The organism is Halarcobacter ebronensis (genome assembly GCF_013201825.1).
Classification (GTDB): Bacteria; Campylobacterota; Campylobacteria; order Campylobacterales; family Arcobacteraceae; genus Halarcobacter; species Halarcobacter ebronensis.
The window spans coordinates 2,142,571-2,167,491 of record NZ_CP053836.1 but is presented as its reverse complement, the minus strand read 5'-3'; the positions used below and the strand labels follow the sequence as shown (position 1 = coordinate 2,167,491).

Below are 24,921 nucleotides of genomic sequence, written 5' to 3'. Positions count from 1 at the left end.
CCAAGTAAAACCCCTCTTGCTACTTGATATTTTTCTTCTTTTGATTAATGTTTTTTACCCAAATATGCCTCTTGAATTGTTTTTGAATTTAACAACTCTTCAGATGTTCCTTGATGGGTAATTTTTCCAACTTCTAAAACATATGCTCTATCTGCTAGTTTTAGTGCAGCTTTTGCATTTTGTTCAACTAATAACACAGTAACACCACTTAAAGCAATCTCTTTAACTGCTTTAAATATCGCCTTAACCAAAATTGGAGCAAGTCCAAGTGAGGGCTCATCCAAAATAAGTAATTTAGGTTTACTCATAATCGCTCTTCCAATAGCTAGCATTTGTTGCTCACCACCTGAAAGAGTTCCTGCTAATTGCTTTCTCCTTTCTTTAAGTCTTGGTAAAATATCATATATCCACTCTAAAGTCTCCTTATCATGGCTTTTTAAAGTATAAGCACCCATCATTAGATTCTCTTGGACGCTTAACGTTCCAAATACTCTTCTTCCCTCAGGAGAGTGTGACATCCCAAGAGCTACAATATCGTGTGCTTCACATTTAGTAATATCATTTTTATCAAAAATTATATGCCCAGCTTTTGCTTTAAGTAGTCCTGAAATTGTTCTAAGAGTTGTTGTTTTCCCTGCACCATTGGCACCTAAAATTGTAACAACTTCACCTTTTTTTACATGTAATGAGATACCTTTAATAGCAGCAATAGCTCCATAGCTTACCTCTAAATCTTTTATATCTAATAGAATTTCATTATTCACCATTGTTACTCCTCTTCTTCATCATCACTACCAATATATGCTTCAATAACTTTAGGGTCATCTTGTATAAAGCTTGGAACTCCTTGTGATATCTCTTTACCAAAATTTATAACAGTAATATAGTCAGTTAAATTCATAACCATCTCCATATCATGCTCAATCATCATAATACCGATATCCATTTTACTGATGTCTCTTATTATTTCTGTTAACTCTTCGGTCTCATTTTCATTAAGACCAGCTGCTGGTTCATCCAAAATAAGAAGTTCAGGATTTGCAGCTAATGCTCTTGCCATTTCTACTTTTCTTTGATTACCGTAAGATAAATCTCCAGTAGGAGTTGTTGAGTAAGCGCTTAGATTAAAAAATTTCATTAGTTCATCTACTCTTTGCCAAGCAAGTCTCTCATCTTTTTTATAAAAAGGTGTATGAATAATTGCGTGATACCATTTTTGTTTTGATCTTGTATGGTATCCTGCCATAATATTTTCTGCAACACTCATCTCTTTAAAAAGTCTAATATTTTGGAAAGTTCTTAAAATACCCCTTGCTGCAATTTTATGTGGTTGCATTCCTGTTATATTTTCACCTTTGTATTTAATTGTTCCTTGTTCAGGGGTATAAATACCTGTTACACAGTTAAAAAGTGTAGTTTTCCCAGCTCCATTTGGACCAATGATTCCATAAATTTGTCCAGGTTTTACCTTTATTGTTAAATCATCAATTGCAACTAAACCATGGAAAAATTTAGATACATTTTCTATCTCTAATACATATTCCATTATTTAACCCCTTTTTTTGGTTTTAAAAATTTTGGAATATTTCCAAAAGTTGCTGGCCAAACACCATTTGGTCTTAAAACCATTGTTAAAACCATTGCTGCTCCAAAGATTAAATATCTTGATTCTTTAAACTCTGTAAATAACTCAGGTAGTACAAACATTACAAAAGTACCAATTATAACTCCAGGAAGGGAAGCTGAACCACCTACAAGAACAATTGCAAAAAACATAACTGATTGCATAAAGTTAAATGATTCTGGACTAACTGCTGAATATTGGACTGCAAATACACTTCCAGCAGCTCCTGCAATAGCAGCTCCTAATGCAAAAGCAAAAAGTTTATAATATGGAATATTTATACCCATAGATTTTGCAGCAATTTCATCTTTGTTTATATAATAAAGCGCTCTTCCATATCTTGAGTTATCCAAGTTCCTAATAATTAGAAGTGTTATTAGAAGAAGTGCAAAAGCTATATAATAGATCGCTTTATCTGAGAATAACTCATATCCGAAAACCCTTACTACATCAATACCAAAAATACCATTTGGCCCACCTGTAAGACCAAATATATCATTTTTTAGAACTTGTTCAAAGATGATGTTAAATCCAATTGTCGCTACTAAAAGATAATCCCCTCTTAAGTGAATAATTGGACCTGCAAGAAGTAGGGCAATAATTGCAGGAAGAATGATTGCAAAAGGAAGAGTTGCAATAATTTCAAATCCAAAATGTACATTTAAAATAGCAGTTGTATATGCTCCCATTCCAAAGAAAATTGCATGTCCCATATTAAACACACCAGCTCGTCCTAAAATAATATCTTGAGAAAAGGCAACTGTTGCAAAAACTAAAAAAGTAATTCCTATTGATAACCAAGCAGAGTCAACTAAAAATGGAAAAACTCCCATTACTACAACAAAAAGTGTTGCTATTGCTGTTGTTTTATTCATTATACTTTCTCCGCTGTTTTTTCACCAAGGATACCCGTTGGTCTAACTATTAAAATGATAATTAATAGAATAAAAGTAAAAGTCTCTGCCCATTCAGTTGAGATATAACCTGCAATTAGAGCATTAAAAAGTCCTAATAAAAGTCCACCAATCATTGCTCCTGGGATTGAACCAATTCCACCAATAATTGCTGCAATAAAGGCACTTAAACCATAAAGCCATCCCATATCAAAAATTAAAGCTCTATAATAAAGACCAATAAAAAGACCTCCAATAGCTCCTAAAATTGAACCTATTATAAAGATAATCATAATAATTCTATTTACATTGATTCCCATTAATTTTGCTGCATCTTGATCTATTGCAGTTGCTCTAATTGCTGTACCCATTTTGGTTTTATTAATAAATATATATAAAGCTGCCATTAAAACAGCTGATAAAATCAGAATACAGACTTGTGTAAAAGTGATAATAACTCCACCAATATTCCATGTGGTATTTGGAAGTAAATCTGCTGGGAAAATTAACATATTTGGTCCCCAAATAAGCATGATACCATTTTGTATAACTAAAGCCGCTCCAAGGGCAGATACAACTGCACTAAGTCTTGGTGCCGTTCTTAAAGGTCTATAGGCAAGGCGCTCAAGAAGGACACCCACAAAAGCAACAATAATTGAAGTTAATACAAAAATAATAATTACACTAACAAAAGAAGTTGCACTGCTACCAAATAATTGAGAAAAGATTGTAAGTCCAACATAAGCTGAAAAGGCAACTAGGTCTCCATGGGCGAAGTTGATTAACTTCATTACCCCATAGACCATAGTATAACCTAAAGCAACTAATGCATATAGACTTCCTATAGTTAAACCATTAATTAACTGTTGAAGAAAAATATCCATATTGCTCCTTTATCTTTTATTGACCTACAACGTCTTTTGTTCCATTGTTATTCAATTTATATACTACAAATTTAGCTCCAACTCTTTCTCCATCTTCTCTAATATTAAAAGGTCCAGTAATACCTGGGAAATCTTTCATATCATTTCTAATATAGTCAGAGATTTTTTTAGTATCTAATGAACTTGTTTTTTCAATAGCTTCAAAAATTGCTCTTAATCCATCAGCATTTGTAACAGGCCAAATTGAAGGAGGATTCATATTAAACTCTCTTTTATATGCAGCTAAATATTTTTTTGCCGCTTCATAAGGTAAAATTTCTGGAGTAGGGAAGTTTATAATAACTGTACCTTCAGCTGCATCGCCAGCAAGTTTATAAAAGTCTGGGTTATCATTTGAGTCTCCACCAACAAAATCAGCATTGATTCCAAGTTGAAGTTGTTGAGCTCTTAAAAGACCTCCATCAGTATAGTACCCAGAGTAATAGATAACATCAGGTTTCATAGCTTTGATTTTTGTTAGAACTGCTGTAAAATTTTGAGTTCCCGATTTAATCTTTCCTCTAAAAATTACATTTGCTCCAAGTTTTTTTAAAGACTCTTCTGTTGCTGTACCAAGTCCATCAGAGTATGAAGAGTAATCAGATAAAACAACAATTCTTTGATATTTTTTTTGATTTACAAAATAATCAGCTGTAAAGTCACTTTGTGAAGAGTTTGGAAAAGAGTTTCTAAAAAAAGTCCAATATTTGTTTTCTATTAGAGAATCACTTGTTCCATCACTTGTTTGTAATACTTTATTTCTATAATATGTAGTTTGAGCAGCTTCTGTTGCTCCTGAAGTGTATGAACCAATTACAGCTATAACACCTGCATTTACAAGTTTTTTTGCACACACTGCCGCTTTTTGTGCTTTTGCTTCATCATCGCAAGTTACAACTTCAATTTTTTTACCTAAAATTCCACCTTGCTCATTTTTTTCGTCAACTAAAAGTTTTACAAAGTTATCAATACTTTGCCCTTCATTTGCATATTTACCTGTAATAGGTGCTTGCACCCCAATTTTTACCACATCACTTGCTAGTAATGAGCAAGTAACAATACTACTAAGCGCTAGCGTTTTTATAATTTTCTTCATATTTGACTCCTAAAATTTTTTACTTTTTGTCTTATTGTTTGATTATAAAGTTGGTTCAATGATATAACATCCAATACACCACTCACCTATCTTTTCTATGTTTGCTATTTCCCCTCCTTTAAAAGTTGATTTAAGATTATTGAATTTTGATACTATATTATCAAAAGATTCAATTATAGACTCAAGTCTAACATCTGCTTTCTTTCTTGCACTTGAAGAGATATCTAAATAAAAAGCAAAAATTCCATAATCTAAAGTTGTATCATTTTTATGTTCTCTTTGCAATACTTTACACATCAATTCAATATCATCAAGGTACTCTTGTTGAACGTTCCTTACACCGTTTTTTAAAGAGATTATAACTCTTGAAATTGAGTCATTATCACTTTTGTGTTCAAATCTTTCGTCTAAAGTTATGCAGAAATTTCTTTCCATAATGTAGTTTTTTCTCATAAACTCTCTAAAGTCAGATCTATTTGGTAGGGAACATCTTAATATATCGGAGATAGTTGCATCAATGAAAATTTCTGGTGCATTGTTTAACTTTGCAATCTCTTGTGCAACATGAATTGATAAAAACTTTGGTGGAGCATATGATAAATAGAGTTCATCACAAGTCCAAAAAGTATAGTTCTTTTTTGCGCTTTTGATTCCTGAAATAACAGCAGATATAACATCATCTTTTAAAGGAAATATACCCATTAATCAATCTCCACATAGTTCTCATCAACTTCTTGAATTATACCACTTTCATATAGTATATCTTCAATAAGTCTATTTTTTGAGATATTCAAATCTTTGCTTAGAATAGCTAAAGCTTCATCCAATTTACTATCAATCTTAATAGTAAGTTGAGCAATCTCTTTTTTTGAGCCCTCTTTATGTTTATTAATAACCTTTTTAATAATGGTTCTGTTGTTCTTTAGTTTTGCCAAATTGTTTAAGCCTTATCTAAGTTAATTTAGTATTACTTTTTGTAGTACTAATTGAAACATAGTAAATTATTTCATATTAAAACTTAAGTGAAACTTAATTTATAATAGGAAACATGTATAATTAATAAGCAATTCATATGATTTATTTGTAACAAATAAGCTATTTTTAAGATTAATGTCCATTTATAAAAACATATTAAATGTTTTTTAGATAAACTTTCCTTTTTTTAGAGGGTTTTAAATTGAAAGAAGAGATAAACGTAGGTAGCAAAATAAGAGAGTTAAGAGTTAAAAAGTCAATGACAGCAAAAGATTTGGCAAATCAGTCAGGAATATCTTTTGGTATGTTGTCGCAACTTGAAAAAGGTTCAACTCAAGGTTCTGTTGAAACATTAAGAAAAATAGCAAAAGTACTTGATGTAACTTTGGCATTTCTATTTACAAATGATAGTGAAGATTATTTGGCAAATGGGAATATGGATGCAATAAATGATGAAAAACACTATGTGGTTAGAAAAGATGAGCGAAAAAAGATATCTTTTCCTGATCCTTTATATACTTGTGAGCTGTTAGTTCCTGATCTACAAGGGGATATTGAGATGTTACAAGTAAATATGGAACCAAATAGAGTTACTGATGAGATAATTCCACATACAAAAGGTGGAGAAGAGTGTGATTATGTATTAGAGGGTGAAATTGTAGTGACTTTAAATACAAAAGAGTTTTCACTTCAACAGGGAGATTCTATTAGATTTAATCCTGAAATACCTCATAAAATAGAGAATAGAAGTAACAAAAAAGCCTCTTATCTGTCAGTTATTACTCCTGTCTCTTTTTAATTGTTGTATCACAAGTCCAGCTATAATTGTAATCAAACCAAACAAAGTAGAGTAATATATCTCCTCTTTTAATACAAAATGAATAAATATTAAAGATAAAAAGGGAGAGATAAAGATTAAGTTTGCAATCTTTGATGTTGAAACTGCATATTGCATTGCATTTAACCAAAATAAAAAAGTGACTCCCATTTCAAATACTCCAATATAAAGTGAAGCAAAAATTCCATTAAGTTCTGGCAAAGAGTTTAGAGTTCCTGAAAAATATCCATAAAGAGCAATCAAAGGGAGAGAAAAAAGAAAATTAGAGAATACTCCAATTAGCGGATCAACTCTATTTTTTGTATTTGCAATCCAATACATAGACCAAAGAATTGTTGAAAGCAGTGCTAATAATACTCCATCTATATTTGAAAAATTAAGAGAAAAAGGTTCCCCTTTTGTTGAGATTATAAGAACACCAAAGTAGCAAATAATTCCAGCAACAATATCATTTAATGTTAGTTTTTGTTTTAAAAAAATAGCTGAAAGAAAAGCCAACATTAAAGCCCAAGTATAGTTTATGGCTTGAGCTTCTTGTGCTGGTAAAATATTATAAGCCTCAAATAGAACAAGATAGTATAAAAAAGGATTGATTAAGGCTAATAAAAAAACAGTTTTCCAGTTTGATTTTATAAAAACTTGAACATCTTTAACTCTTTTTTTTATAAGGATAATTAAAAGTAGAATAAGTGCTGAGCTAATTGAAGCATAAAAAACCAACTCTACAGGATTTAAGTATTTAAGGGCAACTTTAAAAGCTGTAGCTACCGTTGACCATAAAAAAATAGCTGTTATTGCATATTTATATGCGACATTTTGTGATTTCATATATTACCTTTGATAAGGAATTTTAATCAATAATCTTTAATTTTTATTTAACTGCTTGATTTTTGACACACTCTTTTATTTTTTTGTGTAATTATTTCAAGATTTATGTCACAGAGTTTAGTTTTAACTATATTTTAATTTGAACTTAAATAAAATCATTAACATTTTAAGGATTTATTTTTAATGACAGAATTTTTAGAAAAAAACTTTTTTAATATATTAGAAGCAACATTCTCCCTCTCAAACCAATCAATATTTTTAATAGATGAATATGGAAGATTTGTTTTTGCAAATAATAATGCACTTAATTACTTGGATTATACTCTTCCTGAACTACAAAGACTTAAAGTCTGGGAAGTGGATATTGTTTTAAAAGATGAAAATAGATTTTATGAAAGATTTTCAGAAATTAAACTAAACGATGGCAAGAATAATACCAACTCTTTAGAGAGTTTGCATAAAAAGAAAAATGGCGAAATCTTTCCTGTTGAAATCCATTCAAGAGATATTATAATAGACAAAAAAGAGTATCTTATCTCTTATGTTAAAGATATCTCTTCAAGAGTAAAAAGAACAGAAAAAATAGATTTATATTTTGAATTGATTGAATCATCAAGAGATATGATTTTTCTTATTGACAAAAAAAGTGAATTAATAGAGTTTGCAAATAGAACTGTATCTGATAATCTGGGATATGATATTAATGAGCTAAAGAGTATGAGAATCTCTGAATTTAGATTTTCTGTTGAAGGGAAACAAAAAATAGAGATAGATGAAGTTTTTAGAAGACTTGAGAAAGAGGAGAATCTAATAACTTTTGCTAAATATAAATGTAAAGATGGCACATTCATTCCTGTGGAGACTTCAATTCATGCAAAAAGTTATTTAGGAAGAGATTTTGCAATTGCAATTTCAAGAGATATTAGAGATAGAGTTGAGATTGAAGAGAAAAAAGAGGAACTAAATTGGAAATTAAAAGAGTACAATAGAACTCTACACCAAGAGATTGCAAAGGTAAAAAAAGAGCTTATTGAGTATGAAGATATAATGAAAAAGCAATCAAAGATGGCTGCAATGGGAGAGATGCTTGAGAATATTGCCCATCAGTGGAGACAACCTTTATCTGCTGTTTCTGTGCTTTCTAGTGGAATGATTTTACAAAATGAAGAGGGAATTTTAAATAAAGATATTCTAACTTCAGGGCTTAATACAATAAGTGAACAAGTTCAGTATTTATCTAAAACAATAGATGACTTTAGGAATTTTTTCAAACCAAATAAAGAGAAAAGCAGATTTCAAATAGAGCAGCTAATAGATAGTGCAATTAAACTTATTAATTCAAGATACAATCATCTCTCAATTGAATTTATAAAAAAGATAGATAATACAGAGATTTATAGTTACGAAAATGAATTACTGCAAGTTATTCTAAATATTATAAATAATGCGGTTGATGAACTGATTAAAAAAAGATATAAAAAAGCAATTTTTATAAAAAGTTTAAAAGAGAATAGTTATCTTAGTATTCAGATAATAGATAATGGTGGTGGTGTATCACAAAGAATAATTGATAGGATTTTTGAACCATACTTTACTACAAAACATAGTTATCAAGGTACAGGAATAGGGCTATATATGTCAAAAAATATTATGAAGCACCTTAATGGAACTATTGAAGTTAAAAATATAGAAATTGAGTATAATAATAAAACATATGTTGGCGCTTGTTTTGAGCTAAAAATACCTTTAGAGCAAGATTAAGGAAAGAGTATGAGTGATAGCAGATTACATGAGATAATGGCGCAAGTTAGTATGATTCACAAAACTTTGCTTGAAGATGGGAAAATAGATGATTTAGATTATGTTACACAATATCTTGATGCCTATGAGAGTGATATAAAAGAGCACTATTTAACTCTACTTCTACAATACTATTTCCAAAAAAATGATATTAAAAATTTTAAAGAGCTTCTTCTTTTGGGCTTTAAATTTGATTTACGAATGAATGATATAAAAGAGGCTTTTTTAAATATAAAAACAAATGAAGAGAATGTAATAGAGTTCTTAGAGGATAATGTGGTTTTCTTTAAAGATACCAATTATGAAGAGCCTTTATTTGAAATATATGAGTATTATCAAAAGGCAAATGAGGATTTAAAAGTAGCCTTAGAAGAGAGTTTAGAGTTAATTAGAAGAAACAGATATGTCTGTGCCTTTGCTTATAAAAACAAAGACCAAGCGTTTGCAAAGTTTTTTATAAATGAAGATTTGTTAAAGTCTCTAAGTAGAGATCTACCTTACCTTTTAAAATAGGATATTATATAAAAAAGTTTAGAAAAGTACATGTGGAGATAACAAATATTTGCAACTTAAAATGCAGTTTTTGTCCTCCCAAAAGTGTACCAAATGCCACCATGAGTCTTGAAGACTTTGATAGTTTAAATGCCCAGTTAAAAGAGATGACAAATGAACTAGCTTATCATGTAGTTGGAGATCCTTTGGTTTTAAGCAACCTAGAAGAGTATCTAAATATAAGTTTGAAACATGGTTTAAAAGTAAATATAACAACAACTGCAAATAATCTTCAAAAAAAGCATTTCTCTTCTCTTATGAATGAAACAATAAAACAGATAAATTTTTCAATAAATTCATATAATGCAAACTCTCATAAAAAAAGTATAGATGAGTATCTAAATCCAATTTTAGATTTTATTGAATTTGCCCTTGAAAAGAGACAACACTTTTTTATAAATCTTAGAATCTGGAATTTAGATGAAAGCAGAAGTGCAAAAGAGTTTAATAAAGAGGTTTTTAAAAGAGTTAATGCTAGATTTAAAACCAATATTGATATGGACGAAGTTTATGCAACAAAACCTAAAAATATAAAAATTGCAAGAATGGTGTTTTTTAATTTTGATGACTATTTTAAATGGCCAAATTTAGAGAATGAAGTAGTTTCACAAAAAGGGTTTTGTTATGGTTTAGACTCTCATTTTGCTATATTAAGTGCAGGAGAGGTTGTTCCTTGTTGTTTGGATAAAGATGCAGTTATAAAACTAGGAGATATAAAAGAACAAAGCCTAAAAGAGATTTTAAACTCAAAAAGAGCAATTGAGATGAAAAAGGGCTTTAAAAACAACTCTTTGGTTGAAGAGTTGTGTCAAAAGTGTGATTACAGAAGAAGATTTGATAAAAAGGAAATAGAGTGTTAGAGGGTGAAATTATAGCTCAAAGTGTGAAAGATTTTTTTACAAAACCAATGTTGAAGATTGCCGTTGTGCCACTTCTTTTAACTTTAATAATTATGTTGTCACTCTTTTATTTGGCTGCTGGTTATGGCTTTGATTCTTTACAAATTTATATTCAGCAAACACAAAATGGACAAGATGTTTTTGTAGATGAACAAGCACCTTTTTATTTTGTTTGGATGACAACTTTAATGGCTTTTTTATTTAAGTATTCAATTACTTCTTGGTTAGTTGGCTTTTTAGTTTATACTGTGGGAACGCTTTTTATTATGATGTTTTCAGTTTTTACAACTGTAATAATTATAGGTTTTTTAACGCCAATGATTTTAGGTATTTTACACCAAAGACACTACCAAGAACTTCCAATAAATGGATTTGGAACAATGATGACTCCACTATTTATTGCAGTGAAAAGTTTTTTAATAATGATAGGACTTTTCTTTTTGTTTATACCTCTATATTTTATTCCATTAGTTAATATTTTGGCTATAAATTTTCCTTTTTATTACTTTTTTCATAAGATGTTAAATCATGATGTTGCTTCTACAATCTTAACTGATGAACAGTATGCAATAATTCATCATAAAAAAGCTAATGCTTTTAGATTTAGAACACTGTTTTTATACTTCTTATCACTTATCCCTTCTTTAATGCTTTTTACTGCTGTATTTTTTGTTATCTATTTGGGACATGCATATTTTTTAGAGTTAAGAAGTTTAAATAAAAAAGAAAATAATTCAAAACTTATTGAACAGGATTTAGAGAACTAATCTATATCCTGTTCCTTGTACATTTCTTAGTGTATCTGGTGGAAGTTTTTTTCTAAAGTTTTTAATAAAGAGTCTCATTGCATTTGGTGTCATAATACTATCTTCTGTCCAAATTACATTTTCCATCTCTTGGTAGCTGATAATTCTATTCTTTTTAATTAAAAGATTTAAAAAGAGATTCTCTTTTTTTGTTAGTTTAAACTCTTGATGATCTGCTTGAATTATTGATTTACTAGCATCAAAAAGCCAGCCTTCTTTTAAATTAAATATCTCTGTGTTATGGTAACTTTTTATAAAAGCTTCAAGAGCTTCTGTTAGTTTATCTTCTGTTATAGGTTTAATAATATATTTTACCAAATGAAGCTCTGTAGCTTCTAACATATACTCTAAATCAGTGTAAGCAGATGTTATAATAACTCTTACTTTACTATCTCTTTTTCGAATATTTTTTATAAATTCAATTCCTGTTTCATTGGGCATTTTTATATCTGTAATTATTAAGTCGGGTCTATTTGAGTCGTACATATTATATGCCTCTTTTGCATTTTTTGCAACAAAGGTTTTTTTAAATAGGTGTCTTAAAATCTCATATATATTGTTTCTAATTCCCTCTTCATCCTCCACATATAAAAGTGTAAAATTACTTAAGTTTGAAATTAGTGTTTTGTCCATATAAAGCCTTATTATAAAAGATATGCTATCATATCAAAAAACCTTTTTATGGAAGTTGAATTGAAGTTTATTACAGAAAAAAATATCTCAAAAATCATCATTTATATTTTTATAATTATTATGACCTCTATGATTTTGATGATATCTTACTTTTATGTTAAAAATACCTATGAAGACTTTAATATTCAAATGGAGAAGTTTGTTCAAGATAAGTATAAAAATCAAAAAACAATTCTAAAAAAAGAGATAAGTACCATAATTGACATTATCAATTATAATGCAACAAAAAGTGATGAAGATGAGAGAGAGTTAAAAGCAGATACAGTAAGACTTCTAAATAATATTACTTTTGACAGGGATAAAAGTAACTATATTTTTGTATATGATATTCTTAAAATTGAGGGTGGGGATGCTTTTGCAAAACTTTTGGTAAATCCAAATAGACCTGATTTGATAGGGGAATTAATCTCAACAAACTATAAAGACTCTAATGGCAAAAAATTTAGAGAAGATTTTATGAGAGATATAAGAGAAAATGGTGAATCTTTTATGGAGTATTCATACAATAAAGTTTATACAAACGAACCAAAACAAAAACTCTCATATTTTAAATATTTTCCTAGATGGAACTGGGTAATTGCTGTTGGAATTTATGTTGATGATATAGAACAAGAGATTCAAAGTAGTAAAGAACATTTAAGTAAAAGGGTTAAAAATCAAGTTGTTCAAAATATTCTGCTATTTTTACTATTTTTATCTATTGCCATTGTTATTTCAATTTTGGTTTCACAAAAAATCGATGAAGTTTTTAAAAGATATCAAAAGAGTGTTCAGTCAAAATCAAAAGCTTTAAAAGAGTTAAATGAGACTTTGGAAAAAAGAGTAGAAGAGGAGATAGAAAAAAATAGGGAACATGAGCAACTTCTTGTTCAAAAATCTAGATTTATAGCTCTTGGAGAGATGATTTCAAATATTGCCCACCAATGGAGACAACCCCTTTCAGAGCTTTCAACAATATTGATGTTTATTAAATTTAAATACAATATGGGGCAACTAAATGAAGAGGTTATGAAACAAAAATCAAAAGAGGCTGACTTTGTTTTGGAGTATATGTCCCATACAATTGATGATTTTAGAAACTTCTTTATGCCAAAAAAAGAGAAAGAGAATTTTGTATTAAATACTGCTATGGACTCTATTATGACCATTATCTCTAGCTCTTTATCAAACAATAATATAAACATCACTATTTGTATTGATAATAATATTGTGTTAAATACCTATTTAAATGAGTTTCAGCAAGTAATACTAAATATAATAAGTAATGCAAAAGATGTAATTATAGAGAATAAAATAGAGAAACCTTGGATAAAAGTAGATAGTAAAGAGTACGATAAAAATAATATAATTATTAGCATTGAAGATAATGGTGGTGGTATTAAAGTTGAACCAAAAAATAAAATTTTTGAACCATACTTTACAACAAAAAAAGATAGTGATGGAACAGGTATTGGTCTATATATGTCAAAAATTATTGTTGAAAAAAATATGAATGGAAAACTAAAAGTCAAAGCTGGTGAGTTTGGAGCAAGATTTGATATAATCTTGCCCAAATAGTTAAAAAGAGAGCATCGATTTGTTTTTAATAACTTGTTGATTCTCTTTTTGTAAGTTTGTAACCAAATCTTTTAAATCAGCAATTCTTTTATTCAATTTTAGTTCTCTTGTTATGTAATCATCAACCTCTTGAACTTTATTTTGATAGAGTCTATCTTTCTCTTTTAACTCTTTTTCTATTTTGTTAAATTTTGTTTTGAGATTATTATAAGAGTTATAAATCTCTTCAAACTGTTTTGTTTTATCTTTTTGTGTCATTAACTCTTTTTTATTATATTCTAAATGGCTTTTTTCATATGCCTCAAGTTGAGCCATTAACTCTTTTCTTCTTTTTTCACTATTTTGATATTTCTCATTTAATGAAGAGATATTAACATCAACATCTTTTAACTGTTTGAGTAAAACTTCTTTCTCTTTATTGAGTGTATTAAATGCCATTTTGAAGTTTGTAATTTGACTTAAATAGTTTTTATGACTCTCTCTTTTTTGTGTTTCTGCTTCTGTTACTAGAAATCTAACTGCCATAAACTCTTTTATATTTTTATTATCAAGTTCAAATACAGGAAAAATTTTTGAACTAACATAATAAGTTTCTCCATTTTTTGCTTGATTTTTGTGTGTGCCACTCCAAACTTTTCCATCTTTTATAGTTTCCCACATCTCTTCAAAAAACTCTTTTGGAACAGAAGGGTGTCTTACTATATTATGGTGTGAACCAATAAGTTCCTCTCTTGAATAACCAGAAACTTCACAAAACCCATCATTAACAAAAGTTATTTTCCCTTTTAAATCAGTTTTTGATACTAAAGCTTCTTGATCAAGAATATCCATATAGGTTTTCATTTCTGACTCTTGTTTATTAAATATTTTTCTATAAAAAATATCTTTACATACCATATCTAATTTACTGTTTACAACATCAAAATCTATTGGTTTTAGAATATAACCTTCAACATGTAAGTTTATAGCTTTTAGCATCTGTTCAGATTCAGATCTTGCAGTTATAAATATTACAGGGACTTCTTTGTCATACTCTCTAATCCCCTCTAATAACTCAAGACCGTCCATTTTAGGCATATTTATATCACTGATTATTAAATCAAATTTTTGGTTTTTCATAAAGTATTCTTGAAACTTCATAAAACCTTCAACACCATTAGCTGCTAAAATAACTTCTGAAAATCTTCTGTGTAGAAATTTTCCAAACTTTTCCCTAGCTAACTCTTCATCTTCAATATATAAAATTCTAAATGTAGATGTATCTATTTCATTCATTTATCATCCTTAATTTGTAACCAAGACCATAAACATTCTCTATCTTTAAATCAGGTATTTTTACTCTGATTCTAGATATTAAGTTTTTCAAATTTGAGAGACTTGAATCATAATCAAGTGAGTCTTCCCAAAGCTCATAGAGAATGGTATCTGTGTTTACTACTTGATTAATGCTTGTACACAACATATCTAAAAAGAGGATCTCTTTTTTTGTCAACTTAACGACTTTCTCATCTTGGTAAATAGATTTTTCAACAGGATCCCAATAGAGTTTACTACTTAGAAATATTTGTTCTTTTGCTGTTGAGAGGAATTTCCTTTTGAAACTTTTTCTGATGGTTTTCTCTATACTTTTAAGTAGAGTATTAACATCAATTGGTTTCAAAATATAGTCATCTATATCTAACCTTACAATCTTTAAAAGAGTCTCTAACTCCAATTGTGCAGTTACAAATATAAATGGCAATAGTTCATCAATTTGCCTTATATTTTCAAGGAGACTAATCCCATTCATAATAGGCATATTAATATCACTAATAACCAAATCAAAAGGTTTTCTTTTTAAATAATAATCCCTATAAAGTCTTAAAGCATCATCGCCATTTTTTGCAACAACGATATCTTCATAGAATCTATTTAAAATTTTTACCAACTTCATTTGAGTATGCAAATCATCCTCAACTAACAGTATTTTTATATTTCTTTCGTAATCTTTAAAATTATCCATGGCTCAATTCTATTAAAATAAGGTACTATAATAGTACCATATTTTTAAAAGTAAGTATAGTCGTTATTAATCGAATACCCTTTTTTAGATGCGTTAGAGATAATATCATAATAAGATTTTTCTCTTATTTTATTAATAACATTTCTCATACTATAAATTGAACAGTGTTTATTTTTCCATACATCTCTTTTAAGCTCTTCATAACTTACAACTCTATTGACATTTTTGATTAAATATTCAAAAACTTTCAACTCCAATTTTGTTAAAGAGACCTCTACATTTCTGTGATAGAATTTTTCATCTTTTAAAGAGTATGAAAAATCGTTTTTTAATATTATTTTGTCACTTTTTTGTAAAATAATATATGTATAGATAAATAAGTTATCTAAAAAGATAGGCTCTTTTAACAATATATTTTTAACTGATATATTTTGCACCTGATTAAAATCCACACTATTTAAATCTGATGTTAGAAATATAATAGGTGTATTATAAAAATCATTAGAAAGTATATGAGTCAACTCATTTATATTGAACTCATCTATATCAACTAATATTAGGTCATAGTTTGCAAGATTTACATATCTAGGTATCTCTTGAACTATATCAATATTATTGACATAATTATTTAATGATGATTTAACTTTACTATTTGTTTTTGAATCTAATCCAAAAAATAGTATTGACTTATCTCTTATTAATTCATAACTGTATGTTCTCATTGTCATAATAATCTCCTTATTTTTGAAAATTATAACAACAAAGAATATTTCAAAAGTAACCTTTTCTCAAAAAAAAAATTACTTTTCAAATACCATTTATCGTTATACTTTTTCAAAGGATTTTTATGGTTAGTTTAATGTTAAATAATGAATATTTAAAGAGATTAAATATCTTATATATTGAAGATGAGGCAGAAGCAGCAAATAGATTGCAAAAACTTCTAAGTAGAGTTTTTGATAATATCTTTTATTGTATAAATGGAAAAGAGGCTTTGGATGTTTTTAATAAAGAGAGTATTGATCTAATAATCAGTGATATAAATATGCCTGTTATGGATGGAATGCAAATGGCCTCTAAAATAAGAGAGAGCAACAAAGATATTCCAATAATATTTACAACAGCAAGAAATGAATCAGATTGCCTTATAAAAGCAATTGATTTAAATGTTGACTCTTTTATATTAAAACCAATAGATTTCTCAACTTTAATAGATAAGGTTAAAAAAGCAGGGGAGAAAATATTCTCATTTGAATCTAAAAAGTTGCTTGAAGAGTATAAAGATGTTGTTGATAAAACCTCTATAGTTTTTAAATTTAGTAGTGAAGGTAAAATTACTTTTGTAAATGAAAAGTATGAAGAGCTTACAAAATATGAAAAGAGAGAAGTTAAAAATAGATTTTTTAATTTCAACTTTTTAAGCAGTGTTTCTGAAAAAACTTTCTCAGAAATTTGGGAAAAGATTGAAAACAAAGAGACATGGAGAGGAAAGTTAAAAGGTAAAACAAAAGAGAATAAAAGCTTTGTTCTTGATGTTTCAATACTTCCAGTAGTTGATTACAACAACAATATTATTGAGTATATTGCAATTTCAAATGATATTACACAAGAAGAGGCAATAAATGAACTGCTTCAAGTGGAACTAATAGAGTCAAAAGATATTTTAAGTAATAAAAACTACCTTTTAAATGAGTATAAAAGATGTTTAGATATCTCTTCAGTTTTTATAAGTATAAATAAGAATTTTAAAATTATAAATGTAAATAGTAAATTTTTACAACTAACAAAAGGAAGAGTAGAAGAGTATTTAGGTAAAAAACTTGAAGTAATAGTTAATGATAAAACAATCTATGATGAGATTCATAGTACCTTAGCACAAAAAAAAGAGTATAGAGGGATTTTAACAATTACTAACAAAAGAGGTGAAGAGAAATATATTGATTTTACTTTTACCCCTGTATTTAATGAGCTAAAAGAGGTTGTTGATTATTTAGCTGTAGGTAGCGATATAAGTGAATTAATAGAACTACAATTTGAAATAGAAGATACTCAAAAAGATTTGATATTAACTCTAGGAACAATAGGAGAATCAAGAAGTAAAGAGACAGCAAATCATGTAAAAAGAGTTGCTTTATATTCTTATCTTTTGGCAAAAGAGTATGGACTTTCTGAAGAGGAGGCAAACCTTTTGAAAATGGCTTCTCCAATGCATGATATTGGAAAAATTGGTATTCCTGATTTTATATTAAATAAACCAGGTAAATTAACCAATGAAGAGTATGATGTGATTAAAACACATACAACTATAGGCTATAACATGTTCAAAAATTCAAATAGAAAAATATTAAGAAGTGCTTCTGTTGTTGCTTATGAACACCATGAAAAATGGGATGGAACAGGGTACCCAAGAGGATTAGAGGGATATCAAATACATATTTTTGGAAGAATAACTGCTGTTGCAGATGTTTTTGATGCATTAATTAGTAGAAGAGTATATAAAGAGAGTTGGTCATTAGAGGAAGTTATTGATTATATGTGTTCAAAAGCAGGGTATGCTTTTGAACCTAGAATCGTTGATTTGTTAATTAAAAATCTTGATAAGATTCTTGATATTAATAGTAAATATGAAGATAGGTAGAGGTTAGATTTATGAAAACTATAAAATATTATGAGAAGTTAAAAACATTTATAGATACAAATAGAGATAAAAATGCAGAGTATCTTCTTTTAGTAGGAGAGAATACAGATTTTGATATTGAACTTCTAAAAGAGTCAAATATTAATTTCAAAGGAGCAATAGTTCCTCAAATTGTATATGAAGATTTCAATTCAGATAGTGGAATTGTAGCTTGTGAACTAAGTGAAGATAGTGATACTATTTTTATTGAAGATATTACAAATATAGATTTAAAGAAAGAGGATTTTACACAATATGACTCTGTAATCATTGTTGTAGATGGACTTAGTAAACATCTTACAACTTTTTTAGAGTCAATTTTTCATCTTTTGCCAATTGATTGTGAGATTGTGGGAGGAGGAGCAGGAAAGATGACTTTAAAACAAGAACCTGTTATCTTTTCAAAGGATGGAATACTTCAAGATGCAGCAATTCTAATTGCAGGAAAACAGACAATTAGCGTTGGGGTTGAAAATGGGTGGGAGTATTTAGAAGGTCCTTTTATAGTAACTTCTGCGGAAAAAAATCTATTAAAATCATTAAACTTTTCAAATGCTTTTGATGTTTATAAAAGCATAGTTGAAGAGAGTAGTGGGTTAAAGTTTAATGAAGAGCAGTTTTTTAATATTGCAAAATCTTACCCTTTGGGAATAATTAGATTTAACAAAGAGATAGTTGTAAGAGATGCAATAGGTTTAGATGAGAATGGGAATATAATTTTAATAGGTGATATTGAGCAAAACTCAACAATCAATTTTTTAACGGGTAAAAAAGAGAAACTTATTAACTCTTCATCTTTTGCCATTAAAAATGCCTTGAAAAAAATCAAAGATAAAGATAATATTAAAAATATAATTATTTTTGATTGCATATCTAGAAAAGAGTTTTTAGAAAAAGACTTTAAAAAAGAGTTGGCTGTAATAAAAGATGCCGTTCCAACAAAAAGAGTATTTGGAGCTTTGAGTCTAGGTGAAATTGCAAATAGTGGAAATGAGTATATAAATTTTTATAATAGAACTTGTGTTGTTGGAGTATTATGTTAGTAAATAATTTAGCTATCACATATAAATGTTTTGCCTCTATAGGTAATTCTTTGGATTTAAAAGAGATGATGAGTGAAGCCTTAAGAACTTTTGTATGTGAAACTTATGCCATATATGCTGTTTATTGTATTGAAGAGGCTGATAATATTGAAGAGATCTCCTCTTTTGGGAAAATAGATAATTTTCATCCTTTGAACTACAAAAAATATCAAGATAAGATTAATAAAATAGTTGAAGAGAATAAAATAGTATTGATATTAAGGCTAGATTATGGCTCTATTTTTCTTGTAATAAAACAGCTTGATTCTGATATGAACTTTTTTATCTCTATGTTTGAGAGTTTTATCTCTAAACTTAATCTTAGTATTAAATCTTGCCTAAATGTTCAAACAATGAAAGAAAAAAATGAACTTTTGAATGAGCAAAAAAGAGATTTGGAAATTGCAAATAAATCAAAAGACGATTTTTTGGCAAATATGAGCCACGAATTAAAAACTCCACTAAACTCTATTAATGTAATCTCCTCTTTAATGAAAGAGAATAAAAAAGGAAATCTTTCTGTTCAAGATGTAAAAAATCTCCAAATTATAAATAGCTCAGGCAAATATCTTTTAGATTTGATAAATGATGTTTTAGACCTCTCTAAACTAGAATCAGGAAAGAGTGTTCTTGATTTTGCCCAATTGGATTTATATAAGGTTCTTGATGAGGTCTATTTGATGTTTTTACCACAAACAGAAGAGAAGGGAATTAAGTTATATTTTGAATACGATAAAAATATAGATGAAATTTATAGTGATGAAAAGAAGATAAAACAGATTGTAAAAAACTTACTAAGTAATGCTGTGAAATTTGTACAAAGTGGTAAATCAATCTATTTTAGAGTAAAAGATGAAGATGAAAATATAACAATATTAGTAGAAGATGAAGGGATAGGAATTGCCCAAGATAAATTAATTGATATCTTTGATAGGTTTAAACAAGCAGATAGTAGTACAACTAGAAAATTTGGTGGAACAGGTTTGGGATTGGCAATTATAAAAGAGTTATTAGTTTTACTAAAAGGTTCAGTTTATGTAAAAAGTAAACTAGGAGTTGGAACAACTTTTTATGTAACTCTTCCTAAAAACAAAGATACTATTAGATGTTTGGATATTTTAGATATTGATGTTTTTGAATCAAAAAAGAGAAAAGAAGAGAAAAAAATAGATTATGAAAAACAGTTGGAAATAAGAAAAAATATACTTATTTTTAATACCGATGCAGTTAAATTTATAAATATTGTTATACAACTTCAAAAGAGCCATTCTTTAACACAAGTTACAAAATTTGAAACTTTGTTAGAAAAAGTAAATGACTCTTTTGATGTTGTAATAGTTGATAGCGCAGGTCTTTCAAAATATGAGCTTGAAATATTAAAACAGAAATTTAACAATGAAATATATGTAATAAAAGAGAACATAGTGGATATAAATAATATTAAAGAGTTTATTGGAGGAAGAAGATGAAGAATAGATTTTCAATTTTAATTTTGGATGACGTTGAAGAGAATATATACTCTTTAAAACTTTTGATTGAAGAGTTTGATGTTGATATATATACAGCTTTAAATGCAAGTGATGCCATTGGAATTCTGATGAATAATGATATTGATCTTATCTTAAGTGATATTCAAATGCCTGATATTGATGGATTTCAATTTGTAGAGTATATAAAAGGTATTGATAAATTAAAAGATATTCCAATTATTTTTATTACAGGTATTTATGATAAAGATGCTTATCAACAAAAAGGGTATGATTTGGGGGTAATTGAGTATATCTCTAAACCAATTGATGTAAATTTATTAAGCTCAAAACTAAAAGTTTATATTGATCTTTTTCATAAAAATAAAGAGACAAAAGAGTCTTTAAACGAGGCAAATAAATTAGTAGTCCATAATACAAAGATGGCTTCAATAGGAGAGATGATTGGAGTTATTTCACATCAGTTAAAACAGCCTTTAAATATATTGTCATTGTATTGTGATGATATTAAATACTCTTTTGAGTATGGGGAGTTAGATAAGGCTACAATAGACGATTTCTCTGTAAATACAAAACTTCAGATACACCATATGAGAGATACTATTGATGGCTTTTTAGAGTTTTTTAAACCTACAAAAGAGAAAAGCAGTTTTACTATTAAAAAAACTTTGGATGGAAGTTTTGATTTAGTTGATTCAATGATTAAAAAAAATAATGTAGAGCTTGAGTTGGATTTAAAAGAGGATTTCTCTTTAAAAGGGGTAGAGATGGAGTTAACCCAAGTATTAATGAATCTTGTTACAAACTCTATACAAGCCTTTGAGGAAAGAGGAATAAGTGATAGAAAAATAAAAATAGAGGTTTACTCTAAAGATGATAAAAACTACTTAACTTTTAGTGACAATGCAGGTGGAATAAATGAAGATGATTTGGAAAAGATTTTTGATCCATACTACACAACAAAATCAGAGGGTACGGGAATTGGACTTTATATGGTTAAATTAGTTGTTAAAAATTCATTTGAAGGAAATCTTACTTTAGAAAATTCAAATTTGGGAGTCAAATTTATAATGGAATTTGATAAAGGTGAAGAGTAAAAAGAGTAAATATGAATAAGAGAATCTCTTACTCATATTTGTTTGCATTAAAGTGTTTGTAAAGCTGTTGAAACTTCTGAAGCTTTAATTAAAGCAATGCTTAGTTTTTCTGTCTCCCCTGTTGTTGTTAAAGCAGAGATTTCAATAATACTTTGTGATTTGTTATCTAATAATTTCAAATTCAAATCCTTTGCATTTGATATGTTAAAAAAATAAATAGACCAAAAATAAAAGTTAATAATTGTTTTATCATTGTTGTTCTTTTTTTAGTTTAATGAATTATAATAGTTATCCAAAACAGGATCTAACCACTCATTGCTTGTTTTAGTTCCAGGAACTTCAATTGAGATATGACTAAACCAACTATCTTTTTTTGCTCCATGCCAGTGTTTTGTTCCTGTTGGTATATATACAAGAGAACCCTCTTTTAAACTAACAGGTTTATCTCCCTCTTTTTGATACCAACCTTCACCAGCCGTGCAAATAAGTATCTGTCCACCACCAGATTTTGCATGATGGATATGCCAATTATTTCTACATTCAGGTTCAAATGTTACATTTGCCATAAAAATTGGAGTTTCTCCTGGGTTAACTAAAAAATTTAGGAAAGAGTTACCTATAAAATATTGTGCATAGTTATCATTAGGTTGCCCCATTCCAAACATATTTGCTTTTTCAAATTCTTCTTTGTTTTTATATTTCATTTTTTATCCTTTATAATAAGGTTTAGGGTGTTTTTTAATATATCTTTGTTTTTAGTATATATAAAAAGAGTTTTTTTAAATAGCACAATTTTATAAATTAATTGCATAATTCTCTAAATAATAGAAATAGTTCAAGTTTTATAGATTTTGTAGAATTAGGCAATTAAGCTAGAGAATTTTTATACTCACATTTTCGAATATTTTATATAATATATAAATATTTATATATTATATGTTGGAGTTAATTATGGAAAAAAACATAGAAGATTTTAGAAAAGATATACTTAGACTAATTGAAGAACGATATACTTTAGGAATCAATGGTGGATTACAAACAGAGATTCCTAATTTGGATTTCTATTTTTCAAATGAACAAACAGAGTTCCTTTCTACAATATATGAACCATCTCTTTGTATTATTCTACAAGGAAGTAAAGCAGTTGGATTTGGTGAGGAACTTTATAGTTATGGAACTAAAGAGTATCTTCTTTCCTCAACCCATGTCCCTGCAAAAGTAAGAATACTTGAAGCAACTAAAGAGACTCCATATGTTTCATTTCGTATAAGATTTACATTAGATGATATTTATGATGTGATTAAAAATGTTAATCCAAAAAAATTAGTTATAAGTGAAAAATCTGAAAAAGGATTGTTCTTTGATGATATTAATGATAGATTATATGAGCCTGTTTATCGATTGATTAAGTTATTAAATCGGACAACTGAAGAGGTACAATATTTGTCTGTTTTAATTATAAAAGAGATTCTTTTTATATTAATTAACAATAAAAGTGGATATTTCTTAAATAAATTTGCCATGGAAGGTACGGTTTCTAATAAAATAGTACATGCAATTTCTGAGATTAAAGATAATTTTAATGAGAAGCTTAATGTTAAAGAGTTAGCAAGAATGATTGATATGAGTGAATCTTCATTATATCAAAACTTCAAAACCATTACTTCCATGTCTCCTATTCAATTTCAAAAAAAGATTAGACTAGAAGAAGCAAAACTTATGCTTTTAAATCAAAAAATTGATGCCTCTGAAGTAGCTTTTGCAGTTGGATATGAATCTCCTTCTCAGTTTAGTAGAGAGTATTCAAGAATGTTTGGAATGTCTCCAAAAGCACATGCTCAACACCTAAAATATGGAGCTTGATTTAAAGAATTAGGAACTTTTTATTATCACGTAAACTATAAATTAGAGTTGCCAAACTTTTGAAATTAATTCATAAGATTGTATTCGTATTTTTGGATCGTGAATCCAAGAGTTAATCATTATCTCATTTGCCCCTGTTCGTTCAACTAAACTTTCAAGTTTTTGTTTTACATATTCAGGTGTTCCCCAAATTGATTCACGAAGTTTGTGTTTTATAGCCTGTTCTTCCCAATCTTCCCAAAGCTTATCCATATCATGTGTAGGTTTAGATAATAATCTGTCATCTCCCCTTTGTAGATAAAGAAATTTTTGATACTCTGTAGTAGCTAGAAATTCAGCCTCTTCTTGTGTATTAGCACAAATTGCGTTAATACAGATAATAATATATGGCTCTTGTAGTTGTTTTGAGGGTTTAAAATTGACTCGATACTCTCTTATTGCTGCATACATTGCATCTGGAGCAAAATGAGAGGCAAAAGCAAAAGGAAGACCTTTTTGTGCCGCTAAAAAAGCACTAAAAGTACTTGAGCCAAGAAGCCATATTGGAATATTTAAACCATATCCAGGAATTGCTTTTATTCCATTTTTACCTGCTTCATTTGATAAATAGTATTGTAAATAATTAAGCATTTGGGGAAAATCTGAGCCATCATTTTTATCTCGTCTTAGTGCCATTGCCGTTCTTTGGTCCGTTCCTGGTGCTCTACCTAATCCCAAATCAATTCTATTTGGATATAAAGATTCCAAGGTTCCAAACTGTTCTGCAATAACCAAAGGAGGGTGATTGGGTAACATTATCCCACCTGAACCAATTCTAATTTTACTTGTTTTTGCACCTATATGGCTTAAAATAACAGAGGTTGCAGCACTTGCTATATTAATAAAATTGTGATGTTCTGCAATCCAATATCTACTAAAGCCAAAAGCCTCAACTGCTTGTGCAAGTTTTGTGCTATTTTCTAAGGCTTGCGTGATTGAAAAGCCTTCTGCAATAGGAACTAAATCGAGTACTGATAGGGGTATAGATTGTTTCATTTTTATATTCCTCTTTCGTTCTTTATTGAGGATTATACAAAAAAAGTCTTAGTTACAATAGAATAATTATCTATAGATTTTGCATGATATTTTTATTTAAAAAAACTTGCTATGAGATTTTTAAACTTTATTAAAAACTAAATTTAGAGAATTTGGCAATTCCTTTGGATTATCTTTCTATTCTTAAAATAAAA

26 protein-coding genes are annotated in these 24,921 nt (G+C 28.4%); 11 read left to right on the top strand and 15 right to left on the bottom strand.

What is annotated here, in order from left to right; all coding sequences use genetic code 11:
• Positions 1 to 44 precede the first annotated feature (44 nt).
• Genes AEBR_RS10775 through AEBR_RS10745 form a run of 7 tightly spaced genes read right to left on the bottom strand, consistent with a single transcriptional unit; the run spans position 45 to position 5,471 of the window.
• Positions 45 to 767: an ABC transporter ATP-binding protein gene (locus AEBR_RS10775; RefSeq protein ID WP_129086253.1), complete on the bottom strand. Its 723-nt coding sequence runs from the start codon at positions 765 to 767 to the stop codon at positions 45 to 47.
• Between the two features lie 2 nt (positions 768 to 769).
• Positions 770 to 1,546, bottom strand: coding sequence for an ABC transporter ATP-binding protein (locus tag AEBR_RS10770; protein WP_129086254.1), 777 nt, complete (start codon positions 1,544 to 1,546; stop codon positions 770 to 772).
• Positions 1,546 to 2,499 carry a branched-chain amino acid ABC transporter permease gene (locus AEBR_RS10765; RefSeq protein WP_129086255.1) on the bottom strand — a complete coding sequence of 318 codons (954 nt, stop codon included), beginning with the start codon at positions 2,497 to 2,499 and terminating at the stop codon, positions 1,546 to 1,548. The genes AEBR_RS10770 and AEBR_RS10765 overlap by 1 nt, the downstream gene beginning before the upstream one ends.
• Complete coding sequence (locus AEBR_RS10760; RefSeq protein WP_129086256.1) at positions 2,499 to 3,401, bottom strand: branched-chain amino acid ABC transporter permease; 903 nt, start codon at positions 3,399 to 3,401, stop codon at positions 2,499 to 2,501. The genes AEBR_RS10765 and AEBR_RS10760 overlap by 1 nt, the downstream gene beginning before the upstream one ends.
• Positions 3,402 to 3,417: 16 nt before the next feature.
• Positions 3,418 to 4,536: a branched-chain amino acid ABC transporter substrate-binding protein gene (locus tag AEBR_RS10755; protein WP_129086257.1), complete on the bottom strand. Its 1,119-nt coding sequence runs from the start codon at positions 4,534 to 4,536 to the stop codon at positions 3,418 to 3,420.
• A gap of 42 nt (positions 4,537 to 4,578) precedes the next feature.
• Positions 4,579 to 5,238, bottom strand: a complete 660-nt coding sequence (locus AEBR_RS10750) for a hypothetical protein (protein WP_129086258.1) — start codon at positions 5,236 to 5,238, stop codon at positions 4,579 to 4,581.
• The gene (locus AEBR_RS10745; RefSeq protein ID WP_128983472.1) at positions 5,238 to 5,471 is read right to left on the bottom strand and encodes a hypothetical protein; all 234 of its coding nucleotides are present in this window, start codon (positions 5,469 to 5,471) and stop codon (positions 5,238 to 5,240) included. Before AEBR_RS10745 ends, AEBR_RS10750 begins: the two co-directional genes overlap by 1 nt.
• 242 nt (positions 5,472 to 5,713) lie before the next feature.
• Between AEBR_RS10745 and AEBR_RS10740 the strand changes: the two genes are divergently transcribed.
• On the top strand, positions 5,714 to 6,310 hold the full coding sequence (locus AEBR_RS10740) for a helix-turn-helix domain-containing protein (RefSeq protein WP_129086259.1): 597 nt from the start codon (positions 5,714 to 5,716) through the stop codon (positions 6,308 to 6,310).
• On the opposite strand, the gene AEBR_RS10735 is transcribed toward AEBR_RS10740, so the two are convergent.
• On the bottom strand, positions 6,284 to 7,177 hold the full coding sequence (locus AEBR_RS10735; protein ID WP_129086260.1) for a DMT family transporter: 894 nt from the start codon (positions 7,175 to 7,177) through the stop codon (positions 6,284 to 6,286). The genes AEBR_RS10740 and AEBR_RS10735 overlap by 27 nt on opposite strands.
• A gap of 183 nt (positions 7,178 to 7,360) precedes the next feature.
• Here AEBR_RS10735 and AEBR_RS10730 point away from each other — a divergent pair, with 183 nt between their 5' ends.
• The 4 genes from AEBR_RS10730 to AEBR_RS10715 are packed head-to-tail and all read left to right on the top strand — an operon-like array spanning position 7,361 to position 11,195.
• Positions 7,361 to 8,938, top strand: a complete 1,578-nt coding sequence (locus AEBR_RS10730; RefSeq protein WP_129086261.1) for a PAS domain-containing sensor histidine kinase — start codon at positions 7,361 to 7,363, stop codon at positions 8,936 to 8,938.
• 9 nt (positions 8,939 to 8,947) lie between these two features.
• Entirely contained in the window at positions 8,948 to 9,490 is a 543-nt protein-coding gene (locus AEBR_RS10725; RefSeq protein ID WP_129086262.1) for a hypothetical protein, read from the top strand.
• 32 nt (positions 9,491 to 9,522) lie between these two features.
• On the top strand, positions 9,523 to 10,389 hold the full coding sequence (locus AEBR_RS10720; protein ID WP_228712137.1) for a radical SAM/SPASM domain-containing protein: 867 nt from the start codon (positions 9,523 to 9,525) through the stop codon (positions 10,387 to 10,389).
• A complete protein-coding gene (locus AEBR_RS10715; RefSeq protein ID WP_129086264.1) occupies positions 10,383 to 11,195 on the top strand; it encodes an EI24 domain-containing protein in 813 nt (270 codons plus the stop codon). Before AEBR_RS10720 ends, AEBR_RS10715 begins: the two co-directional genes overlap by 7 nt.
• On the opposite strand, the gene AEBR_RS10710 is transcribed toward AEBR_RS10715, so the two are convergent.
• Complete coding sequence (locus AEBR_RS10710) at positions 11,184 to 11,867, bottom strand: response regulator transcription factor (protein ID WP_128983485.1); 684 nt, start codon at positions 11,865 to 11,867, stop codon at positions 11,184 to 11,186. The genes AEBR_RS10715 and AEBR_RS10710 overlap by 12 nt on opposite strands.
• Positions 11,868 to 11,915: 48 nt before the next feature.
• Between AEBR_RS10710 and AEBR_RS10705 the strand changes: the two genes are divergently transcribed.
• Entirely contained in the window at positions 11,916 to 13,484 is a 1,569-nt protein-coding gene (locus tag AEBR_RS10705; protein WP_129086265.1) for a cache domain-containing protein, read from the top strand.
• Here the strand turns inward: AEBR_RS10705 and AEBR_RS10700 are convergent, their stop codons facing one another.
• The 3 genes from AEBR_RS10700 to AEBR_RS10690 are packed head-to-tail and all read right to left on the bottom strand — an operon-like array spanning position 13,485 to position 16,214.
• Positions 13,485 to 14,759 (bottom strand): response regulator, encoded by a 1,275-nt coding sequence (locus AEBR_RS10700; protein ID WP_129086266.1) that lies wholly within the window; start codon positions 14,757 to 14,759, stop codon positions 13,485 to 13,487. It lies immediately after the preceding gene.
• Positions 14,752 to 15,486, bottom strand: coding sequence for a response regulator transcription factor (locus tag AEBR_RS10695; protein ID WP_129086267.1), 735 nt, complete (start codon positions 15,484 to 15,486; stop codon positions 14,752 to 14,754). Before AEBR_RS10695 ends, AEBR_RS10700 begins: the two co-directional genes overlap by 8 nt.
• A 44-nt stretch (positions 15,487 to 15,530) precedes the next feature.
• Positions 15,531 to 16,214, bottom strand: a complete 684-nt coding sequence (locus tag AEBR_RS10690) for a winged helix-turn-helix domain-containing protein (RefSeq protein ID WP_129086268.1) — start codon at positions 16,212 to 16,214, stop codon at positions 15,531 to 15,533.
• Positions 16,215 to 16,333: 119 nt separating this feature from the next.
• Here AEBR_RS10690 and AEBR_RS10685 point away from each other — a divergent pair, with 119 nt between their 5' ends.
• Genes AEBR_RS10685 through AEBR_RS10670 form a run of 4 tightly spaced genes read left to right on the top strand, consistent with a single transcriptional unit; the run spans position 16,334 to position 21,829 of the window.
• Positions 16,334 to 18,124: a response regulator gene (locus AEBR_RS10685; protein ID WP_129086269.1), complete on the top strand. Its 1,791-nt coding sequence runs from the start codon at positions 16,334 to 16,336 to the stop codon at positions 18,122 to 18,124.
• An 11-nt stretch (positions 18,125 to 18,135) separates the two neighbouring features.
• Positions 18,136 to 19,206: an FIST signal transduction protein gene (locus AEBR_RS10680; protein ID WP_129086270.1), complete on the top strand. Its 1,071-nt coding sequence runs from the start codon at positions 18,136 to 18,138 to the stop codon at positions 19,204 to 19,206.
• Entirely contained in the window at positions 19,200 to 20,714 is a 1,515-nt protein-coding gene (locus AEBR_RS10675) for a sensor histidine kinase (protein WP_129086271.1), read from the top strand. Before AEBR_RS10680 ends, AEBR_RS10675 begins: the two co-directional genes overlap by 7 nt.
• Positions 20,711 to 21,829 (top strand): hybrid sensor histidine kinase/response regulator, encoded by a 1,119-nt coding sequence (locus AEBR_RS10670; protein WP_129086272.1) that lies wholly within the window; start codon positions 20,711 to 20,713, stop codon positions 21,827 to 21,829. Before AEBR_RS10675 ends, AEBR_RS10670 begins: the two co-directional genes overlap by 4 nt.
• Positions 21,830 to 21,876: 47 nt before the next feature.
• Here AEBR_RS10670 and AEBR_RS15570 read toward each other — a convergent pair whose 3' ends face one another.
• Both AEBR_RS15570 and AEBR_RS10665 read right to left on the bottom strand, forming a co-directional pair.
• Positions 21,877 to 22,008 carry a hypothetical protein gene (locus AEBR_RS15570; protein WP_267284945.1) on the bottom strand — a complete coding sequence of 44 codons (132 nt, stop codon included), beginning with the start codon at positions 22,006 to 22,008 and terminating at the stop codon, positions 21,877 to 21,879.
• 87 nt (positions 22,009 to 22,095) lie between these two features.
• Positions 22,096 to 22,533, bottom strand: a complete 438-nt coding sequence (locus AEBR_RS10665; protein WP_129086273.1) for a cupin domain-containing protein — start codon at positions 22,531 to 22,533, stop codon at positions 22,096 to 22,098.
• A gap of 247 nt (positions 22,534 to 22,780) precedes the next feature.
• On the opposite strand from AEBR_RS10665, the gene AEBR_RS10660 reads away from it, so the two are divergent.
• A complete protein-coding gene (locus AEBR_RS10660; RefSeq protein WP_129086274.1) occupies positions 22,781 to 23,692 on the top strand; it encodes an AraC family transcriptional regulator in 912 nt (303 codons plus the stop codon).
• Positions 23,693 to 23,734: 42 nt separating this feature from the next.
• On the opposite strand, the gene AEBR_RS10655 is transcribed toward AEBR_RS10660, so the two are convergent.
• Complete coding sequence (locus AEBR_RS10655; protein ID WP_129086275.1) at positions 23,735 to 24,727, bottom strand: LLM class flavin-dependent oxidoreductase; 993 nt, start codon at positions 24,725 to 24,727, stop codon at positions 23,735 to 23,737.
• Between the last annotated feature and the right edge of the window lie 194 nt (positions 24,728 to 24,921).